Annotated in this window: 25 protein-coding genes; 12 read left to right on the forward strand and 13 right to left on the reverse strand. The window is 54.6% G+C overall.

The genetic code is table 11. The features are described 5' to 3' along the window. The 6 genes from metG to hisB all read right to left on the reverse strand — a co-directional run bounded on the left by metG (window position 1) and on the right by hisB (window position 6,506). On the reverse strand, window positions 1-2,007 hold the full coding sequence (gene metG / locus BW919_RS05245; protein WP_088335986.1) for a methionine--tRNA ligase: 2,007 nt from the start codon (window positions 2,005-2,007) through the stop codon (window positions 1-3). A gap of 5 nt (window positions 2,008-2,012) precedes the next feature. Beyond that, window positions 2,013-3,380: a hypothetical protein gene (locus BW919_RS05250; protein ID WP_157666079.1), complete on the reverse strand. Its 1,368-nt coding sequence runs from the start codon at window positions 3,378-3,380 to the stop codon at window positions 2,013-2,015. A gap of 53 nt (window positions 3,381-3,433) precedes the next feature. Further along, entirely contained in the window at window positions 3,434-4,048 is a 615-nt protein-coding gene (locus BW919_RS05255) for a hypothetical protein (RefSeq protein WP_088335988.1), read from the reverse strand. Between the two features lie 2 nt (window positions 4,049-4,050). Next, window positions 4,051-4,647 carry a hypothetical protein gene (locus tag BW919_RS05260; RefSeq protein ID WP_157666080.1) on the reverse strand — a complete coding sequence of 199 codons (597 nt, stop codon included), beginning with the start codon at window positions 4,645-4,647 and terminating at the stop codon, window positions 4,051-4,053. Window positions 4,648-4,924: 277 nt separating this feature from the next. After that, the gene (locus BW919_RS05265; RefSeq protein ID WP_088335990.1) at window positions 4,925-5,896 is read right to left on the reverse strand and encodes a hypothetical protein; all 972 of its coding nucleotides are present in this window, start codon (window positions 5,894-5,896) and stop codon (window positions 4,925-4,927) included. Window positions 5,897-5,900: 4 nt separating this feature from the next. Continuing rightward, on the reverse strand, window positions 5,901-6,506 hold the full coding sequence (gene hisB / locus BW919_RS05270; protein ID WP_198324574.1) for an imidazoleglycerol-phosphate dehydratase HisB: 606 nt from the start codon (window positions 6,504-6,506) through the stop codon (window positions 5,901-5,903). 64 nt (window positions 6,507-6,570) lie between these two features. On the opposite strand from hisB, the gene BW919_RS05275 reads away from it, so the two are divergent. Then, the gene (locus BW919_RS05275; protein WP_088335992.1) at window positions 6,571-6,915 is read left to right on the forward strand and encodes an OB-fold nucleic acid binding domain-containing protein; all 345 of its coding nucleotides are present in this window, start codon (window positions 6,571-6,573) and stop codon (window positions 6,913-6,915) included. Beyond that, window positions 6,887-7,702 (forward strand): hypothetical protein, encoded by an 816-nt coding sequence (locus tag BW919_RS05280; protein ID WP_157666081.1) that lies wholly within the window; start codon window positions 6,887-6,889, stop codon window positions 7,700-7,702. The genes BW919_RS05275 and BW919_RS05280 overlap by 29 nt, the downstream gene beginning before the upstream one ends. Here the strand turns inward: BW919_RS05280 and BW919_RS05285 are convergent. The 3 genes from BW919_RS05285 to BW919_RS05290 form a co-directional block, all read right to left on the reverse strand. Further along, entirely contained in the window at window positions 7,693-8,616 is a 924-nt protein-coding gene (locus tag BW919_RS05285) for a transcription initiation factor IIB family protein (RefSeq protein ID WP_088335994.1), read from the reverse strand. The genes BW919_RS05280 and BW919_RS05285 overlap by 10 nt on opposite strands. A gap of 15 nt (window positions 8,617-8,631) precedes the next feature. Beyond that, entirely contained in the window at window positions 8,632-8,913 is a 282-nt protein-coding gene (locus BW919_RS08195) for an H/ACA ribonucleoprotein complex subunit GAR1 (RefSeq protein ID WP_148688981.1), read from the reverse strand. An 80-nt stretch (window positions 8,914-8,993) separates the two neighbouring features. Then, window positions 8,994-9,467, reverse strand: coding sequence for a 4Fe-4S dicluster domain-containing protein (locus BW919_RS05290; protein WP_088335995.1), 474 nt, complete (start codon window positions 9,465-9,467; stop codon window positions 8,994-8,996). A gap of 26 nt (window positions 9,468-9,493) precedes the next feature. Between BW919_RS05290 and BW919_RS05295 the strand changes: the two genes are divergently transcribed. The 6 genes from BW919_RS05295 to BW919_RS05320 all read left to right on the forward strand — a co-directional run bounded on the left by BW919_RS05295 (window position 9,494) and on the right by BW919_RS05320 (window position 14,500). After that, window positions 9,494-9,886: a hypothetical protein gene (locus BW919_RS05295; RefSeq protein ID WP_088335996.1), complete on the forward strand. Its 393-nt coding sequence runs from the start codon at window positions 9,494-9,496 to the stop codon at window positions 9,884-9,886. A 31-nt stretch (window positions 9,887-9,917) separates the two neighbouring features. Next, complete coding sequence (locus tag BW919_RS05300; protein ID WP_088335997.1) at window positions 9,918-10,853, forward strand: PhoU domain-containing protein; 936 nt, start codon at window positions 9,918-9,920, stop codon at window positions 10,851-10,853. Between the two features lie 11 nt (window positions 10,854-10,864). Further along, window positions 10,865-11,581 carry a hypothetical protein gene (locus BW919_RS05305; protein ID WP_088335998.1) on the forward strand — a complete coding sequence of 239 codons (717 nt, stop codon included), beginning with the start codon at window positions 10,865-10,867 and terminating at the stop codon, window positions 11,579-11,581. Between the two features lie 12 nt (window positions 11,582-11,593). Beyond that, window positions 11,594-11,830, forward strand: a complete 237-nt coding sequence (locus BW919_RS05310; RefSeq protein ID WP_088335999.1) for a hypothetical protein — start codon at window positions 11,594-11,596, stop codon at window positions 11,828-11,830. Between the two features lie 40 nt (window positions 11,831-11,870). Next, window positions 11,871-13,034 carry a bifunctional glutamate N-acetyltransferase/amino-acid acetyltransferase ArgJ gene (argJ, locus tag BW919_RS05315; protein ID WP_088336000.1) on the forward strand — a complete coding sequence of 388 codons (1,164 nt, stop codon included), beginning with the start codon at window positions 11,871-11,873 and terminating at the stop codon, window positions 13,032-13,034. Between the two features lie 227 nt (window positions 13,035-13,261). Then, window positions 13,262-14,500: a TIGR00300 family protein gene (locus tag BW919_RS05320; RefSeq protein WP_088336001.1), complete on the forward strand. Its 1,239-nt coding sequence runs from the start codon at window positions 13,262-13,264 to the stop codon at window positions 14,498-14,500. On the opposite strand, the gene BW919_RS05325 is transcribed toward BW919_RS05320, so the two are convergent. Continuing rightward, a complete protein-coding gene (locus BW919_RS05325; RefSeq protein WP_088336002.1) occupies window positions 14,472-14,726 on the reverse strand; it encodes a hypothetical protein in 255 nt (84 codons plus the stop codon). The two genes, BW919_RS05320 and BW919_RS05325, sit on opposite strands and share 29 nt — an antisense overlap. 27 nt (window positions 14,727-14,753) lie before the next feature. On the opposite strand from BW919_RS05325, the gene BW919_RS05330 reads away from it, so the two are divergent. The 3 genes from BW919_RS05330 to BW919_RS05340 are packed head-to-tail and all read left to right on the forward strand — an operon-like array spanning window position 14,754 to window position 16,387. Then, complete coding sequence (locus tag BW919_RS05330; RefSeq protein ID WP_088336003.1) at window positions 14,754-15,737, forward strand: 2-phosphoglycerate kinase; 984 nt, start codon at window positions 14,754-14,756, stop codon at window positions 15,735-15,737. A gap of 6 nt (window positions 15,738-15,743) precedes the next feature. Continuing rightward, window positions 15,744-16,160 carry a CBS domain-containing protein gene (locus BW919_RS05335; protein ID WP_198324575.1) on the forward strand — a complete coding sequence of 139 codons (417 nt, stop codon included), beginning with the start codon at window positions 15,744-15,746 and terminating at the stop codon, window positions 16,158-16,160. Further along, window positions 16,139-16,387 (forward strand): hypothetical protein, encoded by a 249-nt coding sequence (locus BW919_RS05340; protein ID WP_157666082.1) that lies wholly within the window; start codon window positions 16,139-16,141, stop codon window positions 16,385-16,387. The genes BW919_RS05335 and BW919_RS05340 overlap by 22 nt, the downstream gene beginning before the upstream one ends. On the opposite strand, the gene BW919_RS05345 is transcribed toward BW919_RS05340, so the two are convergent. Genes BW919_RS05345 through BW919_RS05355 form a run of 3 tightly spaced genes read right to left on the reverse strand, consistent with a single transcriptional unit; the run spans window position 16,384 to window position 19,003 of the window. Further along, the gene (locus BW919_RS05345; RefSeq protein ID WP_088336005.1) at window positions 16,384-17,268 is read right to left on the reverse strand and encodes a hypothetical protein; all 885 of its coding nucleotides are present in this window, start codon (window positions 17,266-17,268) and stop codon (window positions 16,384-16,386) included. The genes BW919_RS05340 and BW919_RS05345 overlap by 4 nt on opposite strands. Before the next feature lie 3 nt (window positions 17,269-17,271). Next, entirely contained in the window at window positions 17,272-17,820 is a 549-nt protein-coding gene (gene cyaB / locus BW919_RS05350) for a class IV adenylate cyclase (RefSeq protein ID WP_088336006.1), read from the reverse strand. Window positions 17,821-17,824: 4 nt separating this feature from the next. Continuing rightward, window positions 17,825-19,003: a chloride channel protein gene (locus tag BW919_RS05355; protein ID WP_088336007.1), complete on the reverse strand. Its 1,179-nt coding sequence runs from the start codon at window positions 19,001-19,003 to the stop codon at window positions 17,825-17,827. 38 nt (window positions 19,004-19,041) lie between these two features. On the opposite strand from BW919_RS05355, the gene BW919_RS05360 reads away from it, so the two are divergent. Next, window positions 19,042-19,362, forward strand: a complete 321-nt coding sequence (locus BW919_RS05360; protein WP_157666083.1) for a cupin domain-containing protein — start codon at window positions 19,042-19,044, stop codon at window positions 19,360-19,362. Window positions 19,363-19,530 lie beyond the last annotated feature (168 nt).

The raw sequence follows: 19,530 nt of genomic DNA on the forward strand, positions 1-19,530 counted from the left end.
TCATCTGATCTGCTCTCCGGGCTCCACTTCCCTCTTACTTTCGTCGATAGTCAACAATGCGGGTTCGTCCCCAACGGCCAGTATCATCGCTTCCGACCGTACGCCAAACATCTCTTTGGGCTGGATGTTAGTTAGCACGACCACCTTACGTCCGACGAGTTCCTCCGGCTCATACGTAGGGTACAGTCCGGCTACTGCTGTTACGGTACGATCCCCGACATCGATCCGGAGCTTGATGAGTCGATCAGATCCCTCGATACGTTCCGCTTCTTTGACCTCGCCTACCCGCAGGTCCAATCGATTGAACTCCTCGAGCGATACGTACTCATCGTCCGGCCCTTCGGACTCTCCTGATTCTTCCGGCAGTAACGCCTTAGCTTTCTGAAGGTCTTCTTCCGTTACCTTCGGGAAGATGGGTTCAGGCTTCGGGATCTCCCTAGCTTCTACGTCCTTCAAGGCTTCTTCCCAATCGACATCATGTACGGAGTCCTCATAACCGAGGCTTTGCCACATCTTCTCCGCACTATCCGGGAGGAACGGGGCTAACATTATAGCTAGTGCTTTCACGACCCTAGCGCACCCACGTAGAACCTCGGCACAACGCTCTGGATCTTCGTCCTTAAGTTTCCACGGTTCGTGTTCTTGGAAATATTCATTCCCAAACTTAGATAGACGTAATACTTCTGTGAGCGCCTCCCTGAATCGGAACTTCTCCAGATGTTTCGTCACGCGCCGGTGAGTTTCTTTTATCCTGTCGACTATCTCCTGGTCAGTCTCGGCTTCGGGGACGTTCCCGTCTAAGAATCTGTAAATGAACGACAGCGTGCGATACACGAAGTTGCCTAAGTTAGCCACTAACTCGTTGTTCACACGGTCTCGGAAGTCTTCCCATGAGAAATCTGCATCCCTAGTGAGAGGGCTTACCACTATGAGGTAGTATCGTAGTAGATCCGCAGGGAACAACTTAGTGAAGTCTCTAACCCACACTACCCAACCACGACTTGTACTCATCTTCTCTCCTTCTAGGGTCAGATACTCACCAGCTACGATAGTGTATGGAAGAGTCGCTCCGACGCCAATGAGCATGGCTGGCCAGAACAGAGCGTGATGGATTATTATGTCCTTGCCGATGAAGTGAACTATTTTCGTATCTTCACTAAACCAGTAGTCTTTCCAGTTCTGGCCTGTTCTATTACAGTATTGTTTTGTGAACGTCACGTACCCTATAGGGGCATCGAACCAAACGTAAAACACCTTATCTTTGTATCTTTCCAGAGGAACGGGTACTCCCCAATCTAGATCACGTACTATATCCCAATCCTTAAGTCCTTCACGGACCCATTGGATGGCGTAATTACGTACGTTCTTAGGTAGATTATCATTGGACTTTAACCACTTTTTCAGATCTTCCTCGAACTCACTGAGCTTGAAGAATAGGTGCATAGTGCGCCGGACCTCTGGCTTCGATCCACAAATGACACACTTCGGCTCTTTGAGCTGTACGGGCTCCAGGTAGCGACCGCAAGCCTCGCAATGGTCGCCTCGGGCACCTTCAGCACCGCAGTAGGGACATACTCCTTCGACGTATCTGTCCGGTAGAGGTCTTTCGCACTCAGGACAGTAGAGCTGTTCGACCTCTCTTTCCTCTATGTACCCCTCCTCGTATAATCTCTTGAAAAACCATTGTGTCATATCTACGTGGTCGGGATTGAATTCGCGACAGGTGCATGAGAACTCGTCGAAATGAATGTTCAATCGCTCTAGATCCTCTTCGATCATCTCATGATATTTTTCCACGATTTCCTCGGGATCCTTCCCCTCGAGCTCGGCCTGTAGCGCTATAGGGACTCCGTGATTGTCAGTCCCACCGATGTGTATGGCGTCGACGCCACGCATTTTGAGGAACCTCGTGTACACATCTGCGGGAAGGTACGTACTCCTAACGTGGCCGATGTGGAGTGGGCCGTTAGTGTACGCCAGGGCCGTAGTTACGAGTACCTTCTCCATACTGGCTACCCCCAAATGCACCGGGCTACGTCCGTGAACGTCACTATCCGAGACACGACCACCCCGTGGCGCCTCAACTGCTTCACCATAGAAGGTACGAGATTCACCTCACGATCGACCTCGGCTCCCAGTTCGACCCGGTAGACGCTCCCCATCTTTTTGACGCCGAGGACTCCAACTACGCCGCTTGTAGACTTCAGGGATTCGGTTAAGTCGCGTGGGGAACCGTACAGGACTCGCAGCTCCAAGATGTACCCGCGAATTTTACGGACCTTCGCTTTGGGAACCCGTAGTTTGATGCCACACTTCGTTTTCACACAGGCCGTTACGCGGCCGCCGGTAACGCGGATAGAAACCGCTTCCACTCCCGGAATTCTCGACAGTTCGGCGAGTACTTCCGCTGGGTTCCCGTCCGACACGTCGACTCGATAGTAATCGTGATTCGATGCCATCCCTAGCGTGGAGCGTAGCAGTTCCGCTACTGGGAGATGGGGCACGAGCATGCCGAGTAGGCATAACGATACCGCCAGTATGCCTCTTCGAGTGATCCTGTCGGTTGTGGATGGGAGCAGAGAGGATAGGAAAACCGTCCAGAGGTACGTCAACGTATGATACGTCGGTAGGTAGAACAGGACTTGGCGGAACGCGTCCAGACCTCCTAACACCCCGAGCGAGGTTATCGGTGGGGCGACGGTTCTGATCCTCGAAGCTAAGAATATCGACAGACCCACGACAGACGGGTTTGCCAACGGTCCGCCGTCCAAGCACCCGAGGCAGAGCAGGAACCCCGCGATCGACAAGATGACGGCTTTTTCGGTCCGGTCAGATCGCAAAGGCACCGTCCATGCTAGTACTACGTAAGCTATCGCCAGCAAGGCGAATACTGGAAGTGGTGCCCACGGTGGTAGCACGAACGACAGGGGTATGCCGCAGTGGAATTCGATTTTAGGTTCTCCAAATATTGCCGAAATCAGCGTTCCGAGACACGCCTTCACGGCGTGACAGTGGTAAAGGGAGGACGTCTCTGGGCGCTCCGTTAGCGTGACTATACAGGTGCCTAAGCCCGGGCTGAACCCGGCTTCATACGTCATCAGTATCTGGAGCACCGGAGGCACCGCTAGGATGGCCACTATCAGCGCGTACGTCACCCAAGTATCGATCTTCGGGAGGGGTATCCGTGAGCGGTACGGGAGTACGAGGAAAAGCAGGCCGAGGTGTAGGAGAAACATGACGTCCTTGGCTTCAGTTGACCCTAATATTACTGGGTAGAGCGCATCGTGCACCCTCCACTTGACCTCGGAGTCGGAGATCAGGACTACGGAGGCCAGTGCCAAACATGCGGCCGATAATAAAATCGGCCCACGGATTCTCACCGTTGGTTTGCCCGTTATTCCGTCTTTCCCTACCGCCTATTAACGTTCCCCGGTCATAGAACGTATCCCCACTTTACCGGCGTCACGTTGGCGATCCCCACAGGCTTTAGACCGGCTATCTTCAGTGCGCCAGTAATCGAGTAAGCCACCGGGTACTCCTCCTCTAACGAGGCGACTTCGAATACGTACACCGAACCTCGGCGTTCCACTTTGAATACTGCGAGAATCGTCGGAGCACTCGCCACTTTGCGTGCAGCTACACTCGCCGGGATCTTCGGATTCTCCACGGCAACTTCAACCACATAAGCGTTCACGGAGTTCAAGAATACTGCCGGTGCTTTTCCGAGGCCCTCTTTCCTTAACGCCTGACTCAGTTCTTGCGTTAAATCGTACTTCGACACCGGAATGGGCGCCTTCACTATGATATACGCGTCGCACGATGAAGGCGCTGTTCTAACTCCTCCCACCCTGATCACATAAGGACACTTAAGCAGTGCCCGTTTAACTTCCTCGGGCTTCACCGACCCCTTGACGTTTGTAATCGCCACGTGATAACACCCGACTCTGGCTCCCTTTGAAGAGATCGACCACTGGTAAGCTATCACTCCCATCAACGCACCGATAGAGGCCGCCGAAATGAGCAGGACGGCTACGATTTTAGTCCTCAACACTACCACCCCTGCCTCCTTGCGATCGCGGTCATCAGGAAGAGGGCCACCGCCCACACTACGGAGTGTGGTGCTAACGGGGATGTCAGGTACCAAACTACACGAATCGTCGCCTGAAGGAGCATCGGTGTCAGGCCGATGAGGACGGCGATGACCACGTATCGTCGTATGGGAAGCGGTCCTAACGTCCACACGATGAGCATTCCTAGTCCGATAACCATCGGTTTACACATGAACCCTCCATCTACTGCCCCGAGCACTACGAGAAATCCTGCCCACGAGAGTAGTAGCGATTCGACCGCACTCCCGCGCTTGAGGAACACAGCCAGTGGTGATAGGATGGCTAAAACCACGTATGATGCGATTACGACGGCGGTGAAGATTGTGGCGGCCCATGTGGGCATGAACTTAGACAGAACAGACCCATAGTGGTACTTAGTCGGAATCGGACCTATGATGTAGTTCATGATCTTCCCTACACACGCCTTGAGGGAGTGGGTGTGAGTCAGCGAGGAGGTCTCACCGACCGACGATCCTCCGGATACGACGACCAAAGTACCAGCTTTCAGGCCGTACGGGGTGTTGTATTGTAGTATCATCTGGGCTAGGTAGGGACTCGTAATGATCAGAAGCGTAATACATAGTATCAGTCTCCTCGAAGCGAGGGTCTCTGTCCATCGACTCGGCATCGAGGGGGATGACCAAAGCAATAGGCACATCAGCCCGAGATGGGCTAGTAGTATAGCAGGTTTAGCCTCGGTGGATCCCGTTAGAAGTGGGTAGAAGAACTCCCTGAAGATTCCATCGAGAGGCGTATCGGTCAGAATAAGGGTGGCAGAGATCAAGAGTAACACGATCGATGCAGCGAAGTAGGGATTACTCGACTTTGAAGATCTCTTCGACGATCTCCGCGACGGCGCTTCGCCCCCTTTTTATGAGCCACTCTCCGCGCGGCTTGCTGGCCATTTGGACGGCGTCTTCTGTACCGGAGCTTTCGCTTAAGTACATTACCGGTACGCCGGACTCTTCGGCGATCCAGTGACTCAAGTGCGTGGGATGTACTTCCGACACCTTCACGGCCTTCTTCGCCACCACACAGGCTTCTATCGTGACCCCGAACCCTCCGGTGAACACTACCGTATCGGCTAGCATCATTACTCCGGGTAAATCTACGAATTCCCGAACGCACTCGAAGCCCTCTGGAGGACTTACCCTGAACGGCACCACCACGGGGTCGTGATCCTCGAGATCGAGGAGCAGTCGTCGAGCTCCTTCCTCCGTGATGTCGCCACCCAAGCATACCAGTACGCGACCTTCGTATTCTTCCGGTACGGGTCCCGGAATACGACCGGATAGGTGACGATCCGCCAGGTACTGAGCTAACGGTGCCCCGGAAACCACCTCAGTTTCAACTCCTGCCCGTCGTTCTAGTACTTCCGCCCACCTTTCCGAGAAGGGCACCAGTACGTGTGTCGCCCATCGGACGGCCTCCACTGGGTTGTACACGTCCATCTCCAAGTGTACTGAAGGGATTCCAAGTATCCGAGACGCTATCAGAGACTTCCTAGCGTCCCCGGTGTTACCGGATGAGAGTACCACTGAAGCACGCTCCGACGCCAGAGCCCGTACGGTCCGTATTAAGTCAACGGAGAATCCTACATACCCCAATAATCCTTGCCTCCTTCGGGGCTTTCCCAGCCGCTCCGTCTCGATACCTTCCCATTTTAGTACCTCGACACCACGTCCGTGCCCGTAGACTGTTACTTCCCACCCTTCCTCTAGGAGTCGCTCCCACACCGGGAGGAGGTTCTTGGCCGGAGACGGTTCTACGAGGCTGAAAACTTTCATCCGCTCACCCGCGTCGTAGTGTTCCTTTAGTTGATGGCACCCCATCATCGACTACTTCCTTCGCTGCGCCGAGCGCGCGGCCTACAGCCTTAAACATGGCTTCGATGGCGTGATGGTCGTTGTCCCACCACCGCACCGCCACGTGCATGGTTACACCGGCGTGATCGCAGAAGCTCTTCCAGAAGTGTGAGACGTTCTCCGTGGACAATGGGGGACAACCGATTTTATCGCGTCGAGGTTGATACCCCCTCAGGACGAAGTAGGGCCTCCCGGAGATATCTACGGCACATTCCACCAGCGCTTCATCCATGGGCACCAGCGCCCATGCGATTCGTCGGATACCCTCGCAATCTCCGAGTGCTTTGTTCAAAGCTTTACCCAAACATATACCGACGTCCTCGACGGTATGATGATCGTCGACCTCTAGATCGCCTCGAGCTTTAATCTCAACATCTATGCGTCCGTGAAAGGCGAACTGGTGCAGGAGGTGGTCGAAAAACGGAAGACCGGTGTCGACCTTGGCGTGACCGGATCCGTCTAAGTTCACGCTCACCTCAACTTCCGTTTCCTTCGTCGTACGCTTGACATCCGCCGTCCGCACCGAGTCCACCCCATTGCAAACGTCGGTCGACGGCAGTAAATAACGCGAGTGTACGGCTCGATTTAGGGTCCTCATGGAGAAGACGATCTCCATAGTCTGCATCGCCCTAGGTGCCGTGCTACTTTGGATGTCTTCCGGTACTTCTCATCAGGTGATCGGGGCTAGAGAGTTGCAGTCGACCGATGACGGAACATTAGTAAGGGTCAAAGGCGAGGTGATGCAGGTGAAGGCAGTGAGCGGCGGCGCGGAAGTTGTCATTCTAGACGCGGGGGACGGGACGGTGACTGTGTTCCTCAGTAGGGAGGCCGCAAGTACTTTGGCCCCGAGCCCCGGAGAATCGCTGGAAGTGGTAGGAAGAGTGGAAGAATATCGAGGGCGGAAGGAAGTCCGTGTGGATTCGTCAGTACGTGCTCGGTAAGGCTCTCATCGTCGTGGTCATCGCAACGCTGACGGTTCCGTATTTCGTGTTCTATGGTAAGCCGCGCGGTCCCGGGTACCCTACGGAGCTGTACGGGTATCGGATCGTACTGAAAGATCCGGCGCTCGCGGTGGTGGACGTGGAACCCAGACGGACCCTGCTGTTCAAGCACACGCTTACGGTGTCCGATGAGGGTTGGTCCGTGTATCCTGTTCTCGATATACCTCCACTGATATTCGTGCGCGCGGAGCGCATGGATGCTCTCGAAACGGTTAAGAGGAACCTGTGGGCGGTTGTACTGCAGGAGGGAGCTGGACGTGTGTTCATGCCCGACGAGTTCGTTGAGGGTGGTGTTCCGGGACTCATCACAGGCATAGCCGGCCAGGCTTGGGCCTGGAAACATCTGAAATGGGCCAGAGAGTTCGGAGTTATTCACGGGCTACGTCGGTACGCTAAGGAGGTAGGACCCGAACGCGTTTCTACCGCTATCTTAGAAGAGTATAGGAAGGCACCGTGGCGAGCGGTCCTAGATTTCTGTCACATGATGAAGAACAGCGAAGTAGGGAGATTCCTACGCTCACGTGGGCTTTCCTTCAGGGATTTCCTCACCAGTAAAGATCCGAAACTAGTGGCGGAAGTCCTAGTCGTGTTGGACCTGGGGAGGCTTGACAAGCGAGTAGTTAAGGGAAGAATACGGTACGTGTTGGATGCAAGGGCTTACCCCATCCCTAAGCTGGAAGAAAAGATCATGGATAAGGCGGCGCATGAGCTGCTACATCATGGATGAAGCTCGATCCCGAGGGCTTCACAGATCTCCTTGTATCGGTTTCGGATAGTAACTTCAGTAACTCGAGCAACCTCCGCGATCTCCTTCTGAGTACGTCTCTCTCCCTCAAGGATAGACGCTATGTATAGTGCAGCCGCGGCTACACCAGCCGGTCCCTTACCCACGGTGATGCCTTTCTCTTTGGCCTTCTCGATAATCTCTTGAGCCTTAGCTTGGACGTTCTCGGAGACCCCTAACTTTGAGGCGAACCTGGGCAGGTGATCGGAGGGTTCAGCCGGCTTCTGCTTCAGGTTCAGCCGACGTTGCAGTACTCGATAAGCCCGGAGTACCTCGTTTTCATCCGAGACTCCAAGCGCCTCCGCGATCTCGCGGGCAGTCCGGGGCACGCGAGCTTCTTTGCACGCGGCGAACACCGCAGCTCCCAAAACGCTCTCTATGCCGCGGCCACGCACGATCCCTTCTTTGTATGCTTTCCTGTATATCGAGGCGGCGAGTTCCCTGACCGACTCGGGTAGCTGGAGCTTGGACGCGAGATTCTCCAGCTCCAGAAACGCCTGGAAAAAGTTCCTTTCCCTACTTCCAGATACTTTGATACGTGCATCCCAGGTACGGATGCGCCGCATCCGGTGGTTCTTTTTCCCACCGGAATCGCGCAACTCCCGGTCTATAATCGTAGATATTCCCTTATCCGGTAACCTCAGCTTAACGGGCTCTCCAGTTCGAGACCTCCGTTGCCTCTGGTCCTGGTTAAAATACCGCCACTCAGGGCCGGGATCTATCACCTGATCTTCAGTGACCAGTCCGCAGTCCGCGCAGACGTACTCACCCCGCTCTTCATCGAAAACAATTTCTGCGGAACCACACACCGGACACTCTTCCGTGAGCTTCCAGGGATTCTTTCCAGAAGCAGCCATTCTCGATACACCCCATCATCTGCGGCGGCGGGGTCGACCCCGCCGCCTACGGGGAGGCCTCCGCCGCCGTTTAGGTGGTATGAAAAGCTCTTTCCCGACGAACCTCTCGAGGTGGTGTCGAGACTTATCTCGGACGGCCACGTAGGGCTTATCCGCAGGTCCAAAAACGTCTACAATAACACCTACGCGCTCACGACGGCGAGTTACAACGGGTGCCCCTAAAGGCGGTACGTGATCAGCCCTCGCGATGAGATTTCCCCTGGGCGTAACGTGGAGGGCGCGCCCCAGCCTGCGCATGGCTACACCTCCTACACGTTACTGCTTAATTCGAAGTTTTTATCGTTTTTGGCACTCTAGAACCCACGACCCAGACTTCATTATCTGTTGGCACATTCCGAGCACACATCGAGTTTCTTGTTGCTCTTGAACTTCTTCCCACACACCTTACACGTACACTCGTACAGCTTTGCTCGCTTACCTTCGAGCTCGGCTTCCCTCTTGATCCGGCATGTCCTCTCTAGCTCTCGACGGAGGTAGAACCAGGTATCGCCGAACACGTCCCTACCACGCATTACCACTCTCCTGGCGACCTCGAGTCCATTGTCGTCACTATTCATAGCACGTACCATTGCACTCAAGAACTGACGCTCTCGATACCTGTAAAGGTCTATAGCGTCATTGGGGCAGACACGCACGCACTTATCGCAAGCGTCACATGCCTCCAGGTCTGCGATGACCACCTCTTCATCCTTGATTTTCAACACTCCTCTCTCACAAACCTCAACGCAGAGCGCGCAGGAGGCTCCATCACATCTGGTCCGGTCGATCTCGATACGACGGACTACCTGCACCTATGCTCCCCCGGGGAGGATCGGAGTTGGACATAAGGGTTCGAGAAGATGACGGCGACGTGATTTTAGAGTTCTATGCGGAGGACGGCGAGTCGGTCGAAGTTTCGATGCGTGCGTTTTACACGGTAATATACCTGAACCGCCAGGATCCTATCGAGAAGACGAAGGAGTTGTTCATTAAGGTCTCGAAGATCCTCGGCGAGGAACAACCCGAGATCTCGGTGCGGCGAGAGGAGTACCCTTCGGGTCACATCCTGAATCCGTGGGTAGCCAACTCGGAGGGTGCTGACGACGTATGGCCGCTGGTCTTCGAGGTGAAATCGAAGGGTGGAGTAGCATGGGAGTTCACGTTACTTGTTCCCGTGAGGTTGGAGAGCCGGCGACTCAGGGAGATACTTTTAAAAGTTTTCAGATCTTGATCGCCCGATCTCCCGCGGAGGTGATATCATCTTGTACCCGAGAGGGAGGAAAGCTACCCTCGCGGCCATCTTGCATACCATACTGCGGGACCGTCCCTCGACGCAGAAAGAGATCGCAGAGAAAGTTGGTGTCTCCCGGCGATATGTTACGGAACTCCTAAGACCGCTCATCGAAGAGGGCGCTGTTCGAAGGACGTACACAGTCGACATGTCGAAGCTCAGACGCCATTTCCCCAAATTATTCGAGGAGCTCGGAAACTTCCTATACGAAGATGTAGAGATGCACTTAGAGGGCGTCCGACCCTACTTCAAACGCATGACTGACCTGACCCTCGAGCAGATCGAGACGGCTTTCATCGCGGTCGAGGAGAACCCAGAACAGGCTCCTAAGGTTATCGAGATGGACGAGGAAGTGAACCGATTGGACGAAGAAATACGTCTCTACGTCCGGACGCTTCCAGTTCTCCATCCTTGTGAGGAAGCTGGTAAGGTGGCGACCCTACTGCTGGAGATCTCGCACTGTATCGAGCGGATAGGGGACTACGCATGCAACATCGCGGAGGTGGCTGAAACACTCGGGACACTGTCCGACCTGCAGTGCTGGAGGGATGTGCGCGAGGCCGCCCTGGAAGCTCGTAGGATGGTGGAAACCGCGTACAGCGTTTTCCTCGGTCGGGTGAAGGAGGAGGACCTGCGCGATGAAGCTGAAAAGGTATACTGCGCCGAAGATCGTGTCCACAAAAATATAATCAAGGCGTGTGAGAAGGCCGTTGAGGAAACGAAAGAGTTTCCTAAAAAGGCCGACCGGCTGTTCGGTCTTTCCCGGATCACGAAGGACATCGAGCGCATCGCGGATAAGGCCGTAGACGTTGTAGATTTCACGCGCGAGCTCGTGGAGGGTAGGCCTAGGGATCTCACACCTGAGCAAGAGATGAGGAGCACCCTACCCGCTGACGGCACTTATTAGGGGGGTGCCGGTTGTATTACATCGGGCTCGGCGGATTCGGCTGCCGGTTCTCCACTCACGCCTCAAACGCAGGTCTTGAGGTGATCCTCTGCGCGGGATCTAGAGGAGACCTACTGCGTGTATCGGAAGGCGAGAAAATCGAGGTGGCCAGCGGTATCGGGTTCAGTCGGGACTGGTGTAAGGCTTCCGAGGAGCTGCAAGAGCAAGCGGAGACTATCCGCGAAACGCTGGAAAAGGTGGGTGCTGAGGAACCCACGGTTCTAGCTTTCGGTCTCGGTGGAGCCGTCGGATACGCTTTAGCGCAGCAGATCTTGAAGGAACCTCCAGTACCCTTCATCGTACTGACCACGGTTCCGGGAGAATCGGAGGACCCTCAGGTGCGTCGCAACGCCGCCGAGCAGGTGAAGAGCGTCCTGGGAGTGTCCATCAAGCTTCCCGTCCTCTGGGTGGACAACGCGTTAGGTGGGTATGAAAGGGTTAACAGGGTACTCGAGAGGACACTCCTCGACCTCCGAGACTTCCTGGGCGTGCCCGTGGAGGAGCTCCCGAACTTGGCCGGTAACTACGCGTTGTCACCTTCGATCTCCGGAGAGAGGGTGACCGGGGACGTCGTCAAGACATCGGCGGATGAGGTTAGGGGGCTGGTGAAGAGTAGAGAGCCAGAGGAACATGTGGTTCGACGCGAGCGCCGTGGGCCCGATCCGGAGTCGCTTAGAGAATTGTTCTAAGGGTGAACTGATATGTCGAGGAAAGCCAGAGTAACGCTTACACTCTCCGAGGATGCCTTGGCCCGGGTCCTAGCGACTAAAGACGCCCTCGAAGGAGACAGCATTTCGGCCACCGTCGGCAAGTTGGTGAAGTTCGGATTCGCGTACCTCAGGGAGAAGTTCCCCGAACTGTTCGAGGGTATAAACCTTGAGGAATACCGTGAGAAGGCGCGTGAGCGCTGGTTCGATTCCGGATCCTCTCGGTCATAGTTTTTAAACTCGGGTCAGGGGGTCTCTCCAGGGAACCGCGTTGCGTGCACCTGAAGGATTCCTTCTTGGTGGTATCAAACGCGAAGGTATAGGAGTTGGGTTGATCTTCTCGGAGCGTCGATGTGCCGTAGCGGGCACCTTCACTGAGAACATCCTCCGCGCAGCTCCGGTGGAGTACTCCGAGGAGGTGTGCGAGCGAGGTATCGCCCGCGGAGTGATAGTGAACAGTGGTCACGCCAACGCGATGACGGGTGAGGATGGATATCAAGACGTGCTGCGCACTGCGGAGGCGATCGCCGAGCTAACTGGGGCTCCGGAGGACGAAATAGTAGTGTGTTCTACTGGCGTGATCGGTGAGCGCCCTCCTGTCGATAAGATTGTGGAGTACGCGCGCGAAGTTTGGGAGGATATAGGATCCACCGAACGACACGTTCTGGAGTTTAGTCGGGCCATCTTGACCACAGATACTGAGGAGAAAATAACTTTGTACGAGGGCGATGGCTGGTCACTTCTCGGAATCGCGAAGGGTGCTGGTATGATACATCCGAACATGTCCACTATGCTCGCATTCTTGCTCACCGATGTGGGAGTGAAACCAAAAGAGCTTCAGATGTGGCTTCGTGAGGTCGTGAACGACACATTCAACATGATAACGGTAGATGGAGATGAGAGCACTAATGATTCCGTAGTGCTGCTAGCGAACGACAGCTCGAACCTCAAAGTCGGCAGAGATATTACTATCATGGAGTTCCAACGCGCCCTGGAAGAGGTCTGTACGGAGCTCGCTGAGAAGATTGTGCGAGACGGTGAAGGAGCGACGAAGCTAATGATAGTACGCGTACATGGTGCGAGTAATGAAGCAGAGGCTCGGCGTGCGGCCCGCGCGATAGCATCCTCAAACCTGGTGAAGGCGGCGCTGTTCGGCGAGGATCCGAACTGGGGACGGATCGGAGCCGCTATCGGGGCCGCACGCGTCGACGTCGATCCTGACGAGTTACAGATAGCTTTCCGCAGCTCAGAGGGCGAGATAGTGGCCTACGAAGGAGGTCCTGTGGATTTTGACGAAAAGAAGGCTAAGCGCGTTCTCTCCGCAAGCGAAGTTGAGATTGTGGTGGACTTAGGAGTAGGTGACGCGTCCGCCCGCGCGTGGGGGTGTGACCTAACGTACGAGTACGTGCGGATCAACGCGGAGTACAGGACCTGACCACCTCCCGCCTTGAGGGATGAAATTTTTCTGGGGCGGTTCATAGTCTCCCTCTTCGGAATCATGCCTCTCACTGTGCAGTCAGTCGAGCCGAATGCATGGGCAAATAGCAGGTAGGTTCGTGGCGATTCCGGATCACCGATCAATTCGTGGTCGCTCGGAACCCGAGAATGAGAACCCTCTTTCCTTCCGACCCAAGAGGAGGATCGCTAAGGGCGGGGCCCCACTTGACCGACAGGGAGGAGATGGTGGAACTCCGAGGTCACATCATCGACTCACTCATTTTCTCACGGGTACTGGACACTATCATGGAGATGGGTGGAGATTTCGAAATATTGGAGTTCAAGGTTGGGAAGCGCAAAACGGACCCCAGTTTCGCGAAGATTCTCGTCAAGGGGAAGGATCCTGAGCATCTTAGGGAGATAATTTCCGAACTGCGTAAGTATGGGGCGATTCCAGTTCATACGCAGGAAGTCCGACTGGAACCGGCTCCGGCGGACGGTGTCTGTCCCAGGGGCTTTTACACGACTACGAACCACCGAACGTTCGTATTTTTTGACGGCGAGTGGATCGAGGTCGAGGATATAGAGATGGACTGTGCGATCGTGATTTACCCGGAGGAGCGCAGAGCAGTGGCTAAACCTATCCGGGAGGTTCGCGAGGGAGAGTTGGTGGTGGTAGGAGATAGAGGAGTGCGCGTGAAGCCCCCCGAGAGACCTCGAGGTAGGACTGGAATCTTCGGCTTCATGGAGAGCGAAGTCTCACCTGAGAAGCCCACACTAACGCTGATCCGAAGGATAGCTGAAGAACTAGAATGGCACAGAAAGAACGGGAAAGTCGTGGTAGTCGTTGGCCCTGCTGTAATTCACGCTGGAGCCCGTGATGACTTAGCGTGGATGATCAAAGAAGGGTACGTGGACGTACTCTTCGCTGGTAATGCTGTGGCTACGCACGACGTTGAAGCTAGTTTATTCGGGACATCACTCGGCGTGGATTTGGAGACGGGCGAGCCAGTAAAGGGTGGACATAGTCACCACCTTTACGCCATCAACGAGATCCGACGAGTAGGTGGATTACGCGAAGCCGTTGAGAAAGGAATCCTAAAAGACGGGATAATGTACGAGTGCATCGTCAACGATGTTCCGTACGTGCTGGCAGGCTCGATACGCGATGATGGTCCTATCCCAGACGTAATTACCGACGTCATGGAAGCTCAAGCGGAGATGCGACGTCACCTTAAGGGGGCCACCCTAGTGCTGATGATGGCGACGATGCTTCACTCGATCGCTACCGGCAACCTCTTGCCTTCCTGGGTCAAAACCATCTGCGTAGATATCAACCCCGCGGTAGTTACAAAGTTGATGGATCGAGGAACCGCCCAGGCTCTGGGAATAGTGTCCGACGTCGGAGTGTTCCTACCGGAGCTCGTGAAGGAGCTCAAGAGGATCCGCGACGACGAGGCTTAGTCCACTCTTCTATCCTGCGTTCGGTAAGTTCTTCCATCACCTTTTTAGCCTCTTCCAGCGCATCTTTCGTCCCCCTGAAAGCTAGGACCGTTGTCTTAGTTCCTCCACGTTCAATCTCCCGTTGCACGACTTTCACGTCGCACCTTCGCTCCACTTCAGCGATCACATCTGCTGGGACGCCTAGTGGTATTATCATATCATACTTCTTAGTGCCTCGTTCGGACACCTTCGACACCCCAAAGGGGGATAGTCGTTGTCGGAAAAAAGTAGCCGGAAGGAGCGAAATGAGAAGACGAAAAGAGAGACCACTAGACAGGGAAAGCACCGCCGCATTAGGGTCAAGTCTAGGCACTACGAAATGCCGTTTTCTCGAGGTGTTCTCGCCAGGTCCCTAACAGCGATCGGCGTCGAGCCTCACAAAGCGTACGAGATAGCACTCAAGATCAAGGAAGAGTTGCAAGAGGAAGGCATAGATAAAATTAGTACTGATGAATTAGCCGATATAATTCGGACTAAACTTGAAGAAATCGATGAGACGTTAGCGGAACGCTATGAGTTATGGAGGAAGATTAAAAAGCGTGAGGAACCGATAATAGTCTTAATTGGAGGAGCTTCTGGTGTCGGTACATCTACGATAGCTTCTGAGGTAGGACACAGGCTCGGTATTACGAACGTTATCGGCACTGACGCTATTAGAGAAGTAATGCGTAGAGTTTTAGCAGAGGAGTTGTATCCGACTCTCTATGAGTCTTCTTACACAGCTTGGAAGCGATTGCGCTATGAACCCGCCGAAGATCCTGTGATTACTGGGTTTCTTGACCACTCTGAACCAGTGGTGGTTGGTATTGAGGGAGTTGTGAATCGATCGATCAATGAAGGTATCCATGTGATCGTAGAGGGCGTTCATATCGTTCCGCGATTGATTAAGAGGGAGATTCTTAACTACCCAAACGTGTTCGTGTTCATGCTCTCCGTAGAGGATGAAGAGGCGCATAAGTGGCGCTTCTACGCCAGGTCTAGGGATACAAAACTCTCACGGCCCGCTGAGCGGTACTTGAAGTACTTCGAGGAGATCCGTAGAATTCACGACTTCCTCGTGGAGGACGCCGAGGAGCACGATATCCCAGTGATCAACAACGAGCATATCGATGAAACTGTGGACCAGATCGTGAGCTACATATCCTCTAAACTCTTGAAGGGTGAAAGAGAGCTATCCAAGAGCGTCTCCTGGTGGTGATGTACTGTGACGTTCCGCGAGGAGTTACTCGGTTGCAAGGTCGAGGAACTGATGACCAAAGACCCCATCACCACGTCTCCTCAAGTTGGAGTGATAGAAGCGTTCGAGATCATGCTAAAGCATGATATTGGAGCACTGCCAGTAGTGGACGATGAGGGTAGGCTTATAGGACTCGTAACCCGGACTGATCTCGGGCGCGCCCTCCTGGAAGACGAATACGAGCCCGGAACCACCATCGAGGAGGTGATGGAAAGGAACGTGATAGTAGTTCACCCGGATGATACTCTACTCGATGCCCTGAAACGCATGGCCTCCACTCCCGAGGGTATATATAATCAGCTCCCCGTAGTCGACGATGAAGGGAAGCTTGTGGGAATACTGACGGATGGGGATATCCTCAGGTGGATAGCGAAAAAACTGTGAAGGTCAGAGTGCGGAAAGCGCCGGAGGAATTACTTTCGCTGTTACGAGAGTTAGGACTCTCAATCGCCCGGACCGAGAACGGTTACGAGGTTAGTGGTCCTAAATCTCGGCTTCTGGTGGCCCTTCAATATATACCGCCCAAAATGGCTATCCTGGCCCGTGAGACCGTCGAAGAGTTAAGACAGGTGGTTGGGGTGGAAAAGCCCAGACTATCTCACCGCCGTTAGAAGACTATGTACTTACCACGTAATATATCCCGGTCTATCACGTATATGCGCTGCTTACCGCCTGAATTCGATATCCATAGTGCTAAGGTTAAATGCTTAGATTTTGCATGTTCTGGCAATACCATCACCATGGCCATTCTATCTCCAAAGTTTGCGGTTCGATCGCCAACTTTCTCCTTTCCTGGTCCTAGAAGGGTTAGTTTTGCGGTCCCTAATCGTGCAATCAGCTGCTCGATTACGAGGCAACCTCTGGCACCCGTGGAGTGTAGGGCACGCTCGATACGTTCTTCTATGAGCGTGTGTTTGCCGTCACTTACGTTGCACAGTACCTCTCCGACCACTGCGTTGTAACGTACTTTCAGCTTCGGCTCATCCATCAACCGATTACCAAGCTCACGGCGTATCGCCCGCTTGATGGCGTTAACGTCGGGCTTTCCGTCGTACGATGCCTGGAACACGAACTTAGACCCTTTAATCACAGTGCCCCTGGCGTCCAGTACCTTGTCCTTCAACCGCTTCTCGATTCGCTTTTTCACATCTTCCGGATCCGCAGTCAACGGGACTAGAGCGTCCACGACGAAGACCGTGTATCCCTTGATCTTAACTTTCCTGACGTCTACGTTCTCCACACCACCCGCAGAGCTTACGGCGCTCTTCACGTCGGATGTCTTGACACCGGGCTTGGGTACGGCTAGGTATCGGACGACCGACACTTGGTAATCCTTCACTATGCTCGCATCGACCGTTCCCTCGGCCGCAGCTACGGCACTCTGTCCTCCCATCATGAAGGAGGGGATCGCGGATAGTACCATCATGGCCGCGAGGAATATTATTCCAGCGGTGACGATGGATCTTCTGTGCCTTCGAATCCAGCCGAACAACGATCACTCCCCCTGGTCGAGCAGCATCTCCAAGTACGAGTGACGTACTCGCTTGCCCTCAACTTTCAGCTCCTCCAAGATACTTACCAAAAGCTCCTCTTTCTCCTCGACCTCTGACTCGTCGTCCGCCTCACACTCCAGCTCGAGAAACGTGCCGAGACCTTTCACATCATCCAGCGCCGCTACAACTTTTTCTCCGTTCACTTCGAGCGTGTAGACCGTCCTAACCTTCTTTACTTCCGCGTGCTCTAGCGGCTCGAACCCTAGATGGCGAAGGATGGCGTCGGCGGTCTCGAAATCGTCGACTACCACTTCTAACTCCACCCGTGACTTCTCGCGCCCTACCTTCGGTCCCTTGTAAGTTAGTGCGACTTTATCGTCGGAGCGGCGCAGTCGAAGTGCTTCATCCGTCTCTGCGAAGTCACGGCAAGGATGCTGGTAATACAAGTCCCGCTGCCGGACGGTCCTTACTTTCTCTCCGAGCTCCTCCAAGCGCTTCCGCACGTCCTCGGGGTTCTTCAGTTTAACCTTAACTTCTACCTCGTACAACACCGGATCACCTCCTCTTCATCCCGATAACAACTTCGGGTTTCAAGAGCTGATACCCCAGGATCGCTCCCAAAGCGGCTGGGACGGCGCAGTCGATGCCGAACAGCTCGATGACCAACACAGCGGACGAGATTGGAGCGTTGAACGTCGCAGCCAAGAACGTAGCGATGGCCGTCGCGGCCCCGGCTGGAGCGGATGGACCCAGCGTTTGACCTAGAAAGGAGCCCAAAAACGCGCCCACGCACACTGTCGGTGAAACCAAGCCCGCGGGTGTTTCACTACCGACTGTTAGCGCGGTGGTCACCATTTTACCCAGGAACGATAGTAGCGCTTCTTCGGCTCCGATACGGCCTAAGGCGGCCTTCGAGGCATAGTCTAATCCCAACCCTACGGCCGTAGGAATAGCGATTCCCACTGACGCTACCCCTAGTCCTGCCAGGAGAGAACGCACGGGTTGACTAGGTACGGATTCGACGAACAGTCGACGGGCTTCCTTGATGCACCGGCTGTATACGTAAGCGAATAACGTCGCCACTACAGAGATCACCAAGAGTTCCGGCAGGTGATGTGGGCTGTAATGATAAGGGGCATTCCTCACGAGCAAGTAGCGCTTTCCTAAGGTCGAAACGTACACGGAGTACCCGGCAAGACTGGCTATCGTGCTGGGAAAAAGTACGACGTATCGTGACCTTACGCGAATGACTTCGATGGCGAACAGAGCCGCCGCTAGCGGTGCGCACAGGACCCCAGCCATGCCTCCAGAAATTGTCCCCAGCACGACACATTTTCTCTCCATCTCCGACATTCTTAGCTTCGAAGCCACGTAGCATCCTACGGATACGCACGCTTGGGCACAAGGCCCTACTTGACCGCCACTACCTCCCCCGCCGATGACGAGACTCGCAAGTACCAATTTAGCTATTCCTCTGATGGGATTCGCGGGCTCGTTCGGGAATCCCCGGACGACTATCTCCATTCCGGTCCCTCTGAGCTCGGGATGTAGTGCTGCTAGGGTGCCGGCCAACAGCATGAACGCCGGGATGACTAACATCTCGCTTCCGACGACCTTCTCCACCGCGCTTATAATTGAAGAGATGGCGACGGCACACGCTCCGCCGACAACGCCCAAAGCCGCGGCCAAAACCGTCCACCGGGCGACGTAAATCAATGCCTCCGTCGACAGCAACTCTTCACCTCCGTAGCCTCCGTGGGGGGTTCTCGTCGGTGTGGATCCTGACGGTAAGTGCTGAGAGGGAACACGGACCGTGCGGACGCGTGCGAGAGTTGTACTCGAACGACAAGGTCTCCGTGGCAGAAGTGAGCGTTCAGGGTGAAGGGGAAGAGCATTACCACCGACGCACGTTCGAGGTGTACTATGTGATCGATGGTCGTGGAAAAGTGGTACTGAACGGTCGTCCCGTCGACGTGGGACCGGGGGACGTCGTCGCCATCGAACCGGGGACAAGGCATAAGGTGGTCGGCAACCTGAAGATGTTGGTGGTGTGCATCCCCCCGTTCGACCCGGAGGATGTGTGCCTGGTATGATGAGCTAAGCCTACGCCGACCTAGTGGGGAGTGAGGATACGGGTGAGCTGCCTGACCTATCTCGCGTGTTTATCGAACTTAGGTTAAGGGTTCCCGAGGAGGTACTATCGTCCCTGGATCCGGATTCCGATGAGTATTGCGACAGAAGTGAGGATGTCGTCGAAATTC

The sequence above is a fragment of the Methanopyrus sp. KOL6 genome, assembly GCF_002201915.1.
Taxonomy (GTDB): Archaea; JAADCQ01; Methanopyri; order Methanopyrales; family Methanopyraceae; genus Methanopyrus.